This is a genomic window from Vibrio sp. 1167, assembly GCF_033340375.1.
Taxonomy (GTDB): Bacteria; Pseudomonadota; Gammaproteobacteria; order Enterobacterales; family Vibrionaceae; genus Vibrio; species Vibrio alginolyticus.
The window spans coordinates 30,437-36,630 of the sequence record NZ_JAWOWK010000022.1 but is presented as its reverse complement, the minus strand read 5'-3'; the positions used below and the strand labels follow the sequence as shown (position 1 = coordinate 36,630).

At 44.4% G+C, this 6,194-nt stretch carries 6 protein-coding genes and 1 riboswitch; of the genes, 2 read left to right on the top strand and 4 right to left on the bottom strand.

Going from position 1 to position 6,194, the window contains the following annotated elements; genetic code table 11:
* Positions 1-461: 461 nt before the first annotated feature.
* Complete coding sequence (locus R7Z78_RS23355; protein ID WP_017636066.1) at positions 462-917, top strand: RNA-binding protein; 456 nt, start codon at positions 462-464, stop codon at positions 915-917.
* Here the strand turns inward: R7Z78_RS23355 and murI are convergent.
* From murI to btuB, 3 genes are read right to left on the bottom strand one after another with little or no spacing between them, the layout of a single operon-like run.
* Positions 880-1,683 (bottom strand): glutamate racemase, encoded by an 804-nt coding sequence (gene murI / locus R7Z78_RS23350; protein WP_104975671.1) that lies wholly within the window; start codon positions 1,681-1,683, stop codon positions 880-882. The two genes, R7Z78_RS23355 and murI, sit on opposite strands and share 38 nt — an antisense overlap.
* 31 nt (positions 1,684-1,714) lie before the next feature.
* A complete protein-coding gene (locus R7Z78_RS23345) occupies positions 1,715-2,407 on the bottom strand; it encodes an ATPase (protein ID WP_104975672.1) in 693 nt (230 codons plus the stop codon).
* 59 nt (positions 2,408-2,466) lie between these two features.
* A complete protein-coding gene (gene btuB / locus R7Z78_RS23340; RefSeq protein WP_054575477.1) occupies positions 2,467-4,302 on the bottom strand; it encodes a TonB-dependent vitamin B12 receptor in 1,836 nt (611 codons plus the stop codon).
* 55 nt (positions 4,303-4,357) lie between these two features.
* Positions 4,358-4,558: riboswitch (cobalamin riboswitch) on the bottom strand.
* Positions 4,559-4,742: 184 nt separating this feature from the next.
* Here btuB and trmA point away from each other — a divergent pair.
* Positions 4,743-5,852: a tRNA (uridine(54)-C5)-methyltransferase TrmA gene (gene trmA / locus R7Z78_RS23335; RefSeq protein WP_005389691.1), complete on the top strand. Its 1,110-nt coding sequence runs from the start codon at positions 4,743-4,745 to the stop codon at positions 5,850-5,852.
* A 64-nt stretch (positions 5,853-5,916) separates the two neighbouring features.
* Here trmA and R7Z78_RS23330 read toward each other — a convergent pair.
* Positions 5,917-6,194, bottom strand: a 278-nt coding sequence (locus tag R7Z78_RS23330; protein WP_169643936.1) for a YijD family membrane protein, incomplete at its 5' end; no start/stop codon positions are given.

Below are 6,194 nucleotides of genomic sequence, written 5' to 3'. Positions count from 1 at the left end.
GTTTCATTGAAACCTAATTTGAAGCCGAAGCTTCTAATTGGATTATCATCAACGAGTGCCCACACAGATTGATAGGTTCTTATTTTTAAAGAGCTTTTCTAACATTTTCAGCAACTTAGTTGCTCGTCGTTAGGGGTGCGTATCTTACTTCACACCGTGAGAGAGTCAAGCATTTTTTCAAATTCTTTTTTCTCTTCCCGACTCGCTGTGTGACTTTCGTCTCACTCCGTGTCGGTGGATGCGCAGTATAGGGAGTTGAGAAATTAGTACAAGTGTTTTTTGCAAATAAAAAACCAACCGGTCACAAATTAGCCAAAAGTGCGATATTTGCATATTTCTTCGTCACATTTGAGACATATCACAGCAATTGGTTGGAAAAACACCAACCATATACGTAAGATTCATGTGTCTATTCTGTTAATGGGCAATCGATCTCTTTATCACTATGTGTAGTAATTAAAATGACGTCTAAAAAAAATCTGATTTTATGTGTTGGGCTGGCCATCGTTGGGGGAATCATCTTCTCTCAATTCATCATCCCACCAGCCTTGAGCTTCCTCATTGGTGTTATCGCTACTGCTTTTCTTTTTTCATTTTCTAGCAAAACACCTGTTCTTCAATCTTCGGATCCTGATCCTTCAACTAAAACGCTGTATGTCGGCAACCTTCCTTATAAGGCCAATGAGAGTCATGTTCGCGATTTGTTTGCTGAATATGGACAGGTCTATGCGGTACGCTTAATGAAAGATAAGCGTACTGGAAAAAGAAGAGGGTTTGGTTTTGTAGTGATGGCTGCGGCAGATGCCAAGCCAGCTATCGCTAAACTTAATGAAAAGGAATATATGGAGAGAACGCTAAAAGTGAGAATTGCGAACGATCCTAAACATCCGGATGGTGGTAAACCTGAACAGGATTAAAACCTAGCTTCTTTAAACAAATGTTCAGTGCATCTTCCTGCCAAGGAGTTGCACTGGCATAAATCGACTTACTTCCCTCTTCTGTATCCTCAATTTCATCACTTAATAGCAATGCTTTTACTCGACGTGCAATCGCTGCGCCTGAATCAATTAAAGTAACGTCCCCACCCAAAGCTTGATGAATCTCCTCTTTGATTAAAGGGAAGTGAGTACAACCGAGCACCGCAACATCGACTTTATCGCGAAGGGGAAGCAGGATATTTGTCAGTTCGTCGAGAGAAACGCTGTTGCCTCGCAACTTCTCTTCGGCCATATCTACCAAGCGAGTTGATCCCACCATCTCAACTGGTTTGCCTTGCGCAAAGTCCCGTATTAACTCGTGAGTATATTGGCGTGTTACTGTCGCCGGAGTGGCGATCAGCCCTACTCCTTTTGATGCTAAAAGCGATGCGGGTTTAATCGCAGGGACAACACCAACAACGGGAATCGATAAATTTTCGCGTAAGGAAGGAAGCACTATGGTGCTCGCCGTGTTGCAAGCAATGACAACAATGTCGACTTGGTGTTCTTCGACTAATGAAGAGACCAGTTGGTTAACTCGTGAAATGAGTACAGCCTGATCGAGTTCACCATAAGGGTAAGCTTGATTATCGAATAAGTATAAGTAGTCTAGCTGGGGCAATAGGCGATGTATCTCTTGGAATACAGAAAGGCCACCAACACCGGAGTCAAAAACTAGGACTTTTTTCTTACTTGCTACTCGCACGAGCCTTACCTAAAGAACAGAAACGTTGCGATCATACTGCGTAGATTTGTTTTGGCAATGCTTTAGCATGGTATCTTTGATGGCTGAATCTATCTCCAGATTCTACATCTCGCTTCGTCAACTCGATATGTCCTTGAAAAGATGGCGAACACGTGACCAATGTGTGAAATTCACCATTTTCCCCACAGGGATCAATTTGACTTGGTAATGACTCTATTAGGGCTTTGTCATACCAGCGACCACACCATTCTGGAGGGAGAACTCTTCCGTCGATGGTGATTAACATAGTTTGAATACCACGCTCTATGATTTCCATCGCTAGTTTTTCGCTGCTCTCCCCTAATAGAGGAAAGACGCATTCCCAGCCAACAGGTTCAATATAGCTGCGTCGGTAATCGGCAATGCCATTACAAAACATATCACCAAATGCGACAGCTTCTATATTCAGACCACTACTTTGTAATGCATTAACGATGGTCGATTGATAAATGTCGTTACTTGGAAAGACTTCAGGTAGCTCGATAGTAATGAGCGGAAGCGCAAGTAAGTCTGCTTGCATTTGTACGACTTCAAGCGGAGTTGCTTGGAAAGGGACTTCTTTCCCTACGTAAGTCGTGTACAAACCGACAACTTGATAATTTGGATTCTCGTTAAGGCGCTCAAGCGTTAATGTCGAATCTTTACCGCTGGACCAACTGATCACCACTCGCTTGGGTTTCTTCATTCGATTTTCCACCACAAAATATTAAAAACCGCCCGAAGGCGGTTTGTGCTCATTCACGATTAGAATTCGTAGCCAACGTTGAGATAGTACGCTCGCTCCGCAGCAGGGTAACCTTTTGCCATCTCATACTCTTCATCAAGTAGATTATCGATACGAGCGCTAATAGAGGTCGACTCATTCGGATAGTAAGTCACCGCCGTATCAACCAACGAGTAAGAAGAAAGCGTGATATCTTGTGAAGGCCAAGTGCTGTAATCCACATCTGGACGCTTACCGACGTACTGATAGCTAACCGACCAATCCACTTTATCGAAGCTCACTAAAGTATTCCACTTATACATTTCTTTAGCGCGGCGCTGCAACTGATGCCCTTTATCGTCTTCTGCATCTTTATAATCTGCACTCAACTGGTGCTGCACAATCCCTGTGTCAAACTCAGCAACAAGCTCCACACCTTGGATATGTGTTTCACCATCGACATTCAAATATTTGTATGTGGTTGGATGGTAATCGATAAGATTCGTGATTTTATAGTCATAACCCGTTACGGACCAAAAAACGCCTTGGACATCACCGCTGAATGCTAGCTCCCAAGCATCTGACTCTTCCGGCTTAAGATCTTTCTCACCGTATGTTGGATCATACTGTTGATATAGGTTTGGAGCCTTAAACGCAGTACCAAAAGAAGCTTTAACCCCAAACTCTGGCACAAACTGGTAACCAGCCGCTAAGCTGTAAGTGAACTCACTACCGTATTCTTCGTTATCATCAAGGCGAGCACTGCCCTCAAGCATTGCTTTATCAATACTGGTGGTTGCCATACCGAACAGAGCGCCATTGGTACGATCAAACGTTTTATTCGCACTCTTGTCTTTATAAGACTCATTACGCCAGTCAATACCACCAGCAAACGTCGTATTGTTGTTTAGCAAGTAACTGTTGGTCCACTGGACATTTTGCTGCTCAAGTTCATCTTCAGTACCTGAGTGTTTGCCTTTTGCTTGCTCATAGTTCCAAGACTTCTGTTTCTGTGCTGTTACTTGTAGTTCTGACATCACATTATCAGACTGATACTTACCGCCCAGAGTGACAGAAAGATCGTCTTTTTCTGCTTCGTAGTAACCGCGACTGCCGTAGCTGCTGTCATATTGATAAACATTTTCGTAAGCACGCAGGTTACCAAATGCAGACCACTGGTCATTGAAGTTATGCACGTAACCTAGCAGACCATTCTTTGTATCAAAGCCATGGCGATCACCGTCATTAACTCCCGGTACAGGACGAACGTTATAACCATCATCACTTTCACTACCAAGCGCGATATTTAGCTGGCCGCTCTCTGTGACTTTAATACCAGATGCCACACTCAATTCCTGGTAATCTAAGCTGCCTAAACCCGCACTTAACTTCGTTCCTTCTTCGTCAGCACGCGCAATGGTGATGATATTGATCACGCCACCAATCGCTTCCGAGCCATAAAGTGACGCACGCGCACCACGCACGTACTCAATACGTTGAACGTAAGTAAGTGGGATTTGGTTAAAGTCCACAGCGCCCTTCGCTGCTCGTGCAAAACGTACGCCATCAACCAGTACTAAAACTTGGTCGGAACTGGTTCCACGAACAAATAAAGACGCTAACTGACCACGACCACCATTTTGTGAAACTTGAATCCCGGTAAGGCGACGCAATACATCTGGTAGGGTTTTCGCTTGAATGCGATCGATGTCTTGTCGAGTAACTACTTCGACATCTGCCAACGTACGGCTTTCGGCTTGCTCAAAACGGTTTGCCGTAACAACGATGGTTTGGTCAGTGGAGGTTTCTTGGGCCTGTAGATAAGAGACAGGTGAAAGCAGCGATGCCAAAGTGATCGCCAGTGCGGATTTTCTCATTGTATTGTCCTAAATCGCGTAATTCCTTCCGAGCCCTGTCATCATGACAGTCCAGTGCTGTGGCTCAGTTGTTGGCAGGTATTCGGACTCAAGAGCACGGGTTTACCGCCTACTTGCTCGACTTCCCACATAAACTAATGCAGTGTCTGATGAGCGTTCGTTCTCTTTTACCGCTGCGCGTCAGTTCTGGATTCACACCAGATTCCCATTTCAGCCATCTAGATTGCTAGATAGCACCAACTTGAGGCAAATATTATTCAGCTATTGATTATTTGTCCAGCCAATATTGCCCTTAGAAGTTGTAACGTCTTGATTGATTTTGCTTTCTACTCTGCCTGTACGCACTATCTTTAAATCAATTCCAGTACAAAACTGGACATCCTATTGAGATTGAATAAAATCTGCGCTCTTAAATTGAATGCACCATAAAAGGTAAGATCATGGCTACTCTTGATGTAAACCCACAACGCTACCAAGAACAACTGGCTGAAAAAGTCGAACGTCTCACTGATATGTTCGCGCCATACAACGTGCCAGAACTGGAAGTGTTTGAATCACCAGAGCAGCACTACCGTATGCGTGCTGAGTTCCGTGTTTGGCATGAAGGCGAAGATCTTTACTACATCATGTTCAACCAAGAAACTCGTGAGAAATACCGTGTTGACCAATTCCCTGCAGCAAGCCGTCTGATCAACGACCTGATGCCGCTATTGGTTGAAGCGATGAAAGACAACGACTCACTACGTCGTAAACTGTTCCAGGTGGATTTCCTGTCGACGCTAAGCGGTGAGATTCTGGTTTCACTCCTTTACCATCGCCAACTTGATGAAGAGTGGATTGAAAACGCGAAAGCCCTTAAACAGCGTTTAAATGATGAAGGCTTCAATCTAAACATCATTGGTCGTGCTCGTAAGATGAAGATTGTCCTAGACCGCGACTACGTGATCGAGAAGCTCGATGTAAATGGTCAAAGCTACATCTACCAACAAGTAGAGAACAGCTTCACTCAGCCGAACGGCAAAGTCGCAGAGAAGATGCTGGAATGGGCTGTCGACTGTACCCAAGAAAGCACTGGTGACCTACTAGAACTTTACTGTGGTAACGGTAACTTCTCGCTGGCGTTGGCACAGAATTTCGACCGCGTTCTTGCAACTGAGCTAGCGAAGCCATCGGTTGTATCTGCACAGTACAACATCGCCGCCAATAAGATTGATAACGTACAAATCTTACGTCTATCAGCCGAGGAATTTACTCAAGCGATCGAAGGTAAGCGTGAATTCCGTCGTCTACAAGATGCAGGTGTAGATCTGAAGAGCTACAACTGCAATACGATTTTTGTCGACCCACCACGTGCTGGGATGGATGTCGATACTTGTAAGATGGTGCAAGGTTACGAGCGCATCATGTACATCTCTTGTAACCCTGAGACGCTAAAAGAGAACTTGGACATTCTATGCGAAACACACAACGTGACGCGTTTTGCTCTGTTTGACCAATTCCCTTATACCCACCACATGGAAGCGGGTGTGCTTTTGGAACGCAAAGTGTAACCCACGGCGTCAAATACAAAAAAAGCGAGCTCAATGGCTCGCTTTTTAATTTGATTCGTTTTGCTTATTCCGCAGAAGTCTTCTTGCTGACAAAACCTAACTTCTTACCAATCCATGCGAGTAAAATCATTGAAACCATGATCGCAAAGAAGTTTGAGCCTGCTTCTGGGTATTGCGCTTTAATAAACGCAGAGTGACCAAACGCACCTACGAAGAAACACGCCAAGCCAACTAATGGGATATCTTCTGATACCGGATTATTTAGGTACTCTTGGTAAAGAGCTTGTACAGCCAGTACGAGTGCAATCAATGGGAAGATTGAAAAAGACACTTCACTCATGG